This window comes from Piscinibacter sp., from assembly GCF_050175855.1.
GTDB lineage: Bacteria > Pseudomonadota > Gammaproteobacteria > Burkholderiales > Burkholderiaceae_C > Piscinibacter.
In genome coordinates this window covers 1-3518 of the sequence record NZ_JBFXIO010000471.1, presented here as the reverse complement: position 1 = coordinate 3518, position 3518 = coordinate 1, and the positions used below count along the sequence as shown (strand labels likewise).

General features: G+C 72.4%; 3 protein-coding genes. 1 reads left to right on the top strand and 2 read right to left on the bottom strand.

Annotation, left to right across the window (positions count from 1 at the left end; all coding sequences use genetic code 11):
• The first annotated feature begins 318 nt into the window (after window positions 1–318).
• Complete coding sequence (locus AB7U92_RS24075; protein ID WP_428582885.1) at window positions 319–1521, top strand: FAD-dependent monooxygenase; 1203 nt, start codon at window positions 319–321, stop codon at window positions 1519–1521.
• 98 nt (window positions 1522–1619) lie between these two features.
• Here the strand turns inward: AB7U92_RS24075 and AB7U92_RS24070 are convergent, their stop codons facing one another.
• Window positions 1620–2864 carry an ROK family transcriptional regulator gene (locus AB7U92_RS24070; RefSeq protein WP_428582883.1) on the bottom strand — a complete coding sequence of 415 codons (1245 nt, stop codon included), beginning with the start codon at window positions 2862–2864 and terminating at the stop codon, window positions 1620–1622.
• The coding region (locus AB7U92_RS24065) for an ATP-binding cassette domain-containing protein (RefSeq protein WP_428582881.1) at window positions 2864–3518 on the bottom strand (655 nt) is incomplete at its 5' end. The genes AB7U92_RS24065 and AB7U92_RS24070, both read right to left, overlap by 1 nt.

Here is a 3518-nt window from a genome sequence, read left to right as displayed (position 1 = left end):
GCTGTAGCAGTCCAGGTACGAACCGCTGCTGCTGAAGGCCTGGCCGAACCACGAGGCGCCGGGCGGGCCCATCGTGCCGAGGCCGTAGCCCCCCGTGCACACGGCGGCCATGCTGGGGCCGGACATCGCCAGTGCGACCACCGCCAGAGCGGACTTGAGTTTCATCGTTCTCCCTTTGTCGAGGTGTGGTCGGCCCCCGAGTGACGCCGACTTTCGTTTTCCACGGCGCGATGTTCGGTGGGGTCGTCGACACCCGCCACCCCGCGGCCGCGGGGCACGGGTGCAGAATGAGAAAAGATCACGCTTCAAATGGGTCAGATGCGCACCGTTCAGACCGCTTCCCCTGTTCGCCTGGCCATCGTCGGCGCCGGGCCGGTGGGCTTGGCCCTGGCGATTGACGCCGCCCAGCGCCTGCCCGATGCCGACATCACGGTCTTCGACGCACGCTCGCTCGAACGCGACGTGAGCGGCGATCCGCGTACGCTGGCCCTGTCGCTGGGCAGCGTGCAGTGGCTGCAGCGGCTCGGGGCGTGGCCCTCGGACGGCGTGCAGCCCATCCTCGAGGTCAACGTGTCGCAGCAGCCGCCCTCGGCGCCGCCGGTATTCGCCGCGCTGTTCGGCGAGCCGCAGGTTCGCATCGGCGCCCAGGAAGAGGCCGTGCCCATGCTCGGCGCGGTGCTGAGCTACGGGCGCATCGTCTCGACGCTGCAGCAGGCCTGGCTGGCGCTCGAGACCGCGCAGCCGCATCGCCTGCACACCCGCTTCGGCACCCCGGTCGGCGCGATCAAGCCGGTGGACGGCGGCGTGGAGATCGACGCCGGCATCGCCGAACGCGTCGACCTCGCCGTGGTCGCCGAAGGCGGTGTCTTCGCCGACCAAGCGCGCAAGGCCGTGAGCCGCGACTACCACCAGTGCGCCTGGGTGGGCACGGTGGAGCTGCCGCCCGAGGCGACGCCGGGCGTGGCCTACGAACGCTTCACGCGCCATGGACCGGCGGCGCTGCTGCCGCTGCCCGGCGGGCGCCCCTCGCTGGTGTGGTGCGTCGGCAGCGACGACGACCCGGTCGCCGAACTGAACGACGCGCAGCGCCTGGCGGTGCTGAACACCATCTTTCCGGCGTCGGTGACGCCGCTGCGCTCGATCTCGCCGCTCAAGCGCTTCCCGCTCGGCCTGAACGCCGAGCGCACGCTGACCGAGGGCCGCACGGTGCGCATCGGCAACGCGGCGCAGACCCTGCACCCGGTGGCCGGCCAGGGCCTGAACCTGGGCCTGCGCGACGCCGCCGAGCTGGTCAACCTGCTGCGCCAGGGCGGCGACATCGAGGCGGCGCTGCGCCGGCTCGAATGGCAACGCGGCCCCGACCGCTGGGCGCTGATCGCCACCACCGATTTCCTCGCGCGCAGCTTCACCTGGACGTTGCCCGGCGCCGGAGCGGCGCGCGGCCTCGGGCTGGCGGCGCTGCAAGCGCTGCCGCCGCTGAAGTCGCTGCTGGCCCGGCAGATGATGTTCGGCCGGCGCTGAGGAGCAGATCGCGGCCGCGCTCAGTCGCCGCCGGGCCGCCCCAAGGCGGCTGAGCGCCCCCTCGGTGGGCAGGAACGAAGTGACGTGGGGGCTGTCATTCAGGCCTCCAGCTTCAGGAACAGGTCACGGTCGGGCGCGAAGTGCGCGTACAGGGGCAGCAGCGCGCCGCCGATGGCCCGCGCATCGGAGCCGATCGTGCCGGCCAGCAGCGCCGGCCGCGTCACCCCCTCCCAGCTGTAGGCGTCGAGGGCCGCGTCCGCCCTCGCGATCAGGCGCTGCAGCAGCGCGCCGTCGAACGAACCGTCGATGATCACGCCCTCCAGGTCGAGCAGGCAGGCCGCGCTGTTGACGGCCAGTGCCACGGCGGGCGCGGCGTCGCGCAGCCAGACTTCGGTGGCCTCCAGCCACGGCGGCTGCAGCGCGCGCGCATCGGTGGCGGCGCCGGCATCGAGCCCGCGGGCGAGGTACAGCGACTCGAGGTTGAACAGCGAGGCCACGCTGAGCAGCTGCGCCGGCGCGCGGCGGGCGTCGCCCTGCGCCAGGCCCAGCGGCAGCGAGCCGATCGCGCCGGCATTGCCGTGCACGCCGGCACGCAGGTGGCTGTCGAGCACGAGCCCGCCGCCGATGAATGTGTCGACGAACACGTAGAGGAAGCTGCGGATGCTGCGGCCGCGCCCGGCCACCAGCTCGGCCACGCAGGCGGCGGCGGTGTCCTTGACGAACTGCACCGGCAGGTCGGTCATCGCCGCGACGCGCGCGCGGATGTCGATGTCGGCCCACTTCGCCGCCCGCGCCGGTTCCACGCCGAGCAGTTCCTGCCAGCCGCCCAGCGACAGCGGCGCGGCGATGCCCACGCCGTGCAGGCGCTCGCGCAGCGCCGCGCTCAGGCCGCGGCGCAGCTGCTTCAGTCGGGCCTCGATCTCGCCGAACAGCGTGTCGGCGTCGGGGAAAGCGTAGTCCAGCGACAGGCGCTGGCGTACCTGCCCGGCAAAGTCCACCAGCAGCATGTCCATGCTGCGCCGGCCGATCTTGATGCCGATGGAGAAAGCGCCGTCGGGGTTGAGGGCCATCGGCACCGAGGGCTGGCCGACCTTGCCGCGCACCGGCGCGAGCTTGCGCACCAGGCCGTCGGCCTCCAGCCGGGCGATGATCACCTGCACGGTCTGCGCGGTCAGCCGGGTGACGCGGGCGATCTCCGCCTTCGGCAGGCTGCCGTGCAGGCGGATCGCCTGCAGCACCACCCGCTCGTTGAACTGGCGCATGCCGGCCGAGTTCGAGCCGCGCGGGCGCAGCCGCTCGTCGTCTTCGGTGGCGTCGCGGCGCGGGCTCAGGGTGTCGTCCATCAGTGGGCCAGGCACTCGGCGGGAATCTGCTCGGGGGGCATCGCGCCGGTCATCACCGCCACCGTGTCGCTCATGCTGATCTTCTTCGGGTCGAGTATCGCCGCGCGGCGGCCGAGCCGCGCCACGTGGATGCGGTCGGCGATCTCGAACACGTGCGGCATGTTGTGGCTGATCAGGATCACCGGCAGGCCCTTGTCGCGCACACGGCGGATCAGCTCCAGCACCATGTTGCCCTCCTTCACGCCGAGCGCCGCGGTGGGCTCGTCGAGGATGACCACGTGCTCGGCGAAGGCGGCGGCGCGCGCCACCGCCACGCACTGGCGCTGGCCGCCCGAGAGCGTCTCCACCGCCTGGGTCATCGAGCGGATGCCCACCTTCAGGTCGGCCATGCGCTGAATGGCGATCTCCAGCATCCTCTTCTTGTCGAGCATGCGCAGCATGCTGCCGGCCGGGCCCGGGCGGCGCAGCTCGCGGCCGAGGAAGAGGTTCTCGGCAATGGTCATGGCCGGGGCGACGGCCAGATCCTGGTAGCAGCACTCGATGCCGGCGCGGCGGGCGTCCATCGGCGTACGGAACTGCACTGGCTTGCCGTCGAGCAGGATCTCGCCCGCATCGGGCATCGCGGCGCCGGACAGCGCCTTGATCAGCGAGGAC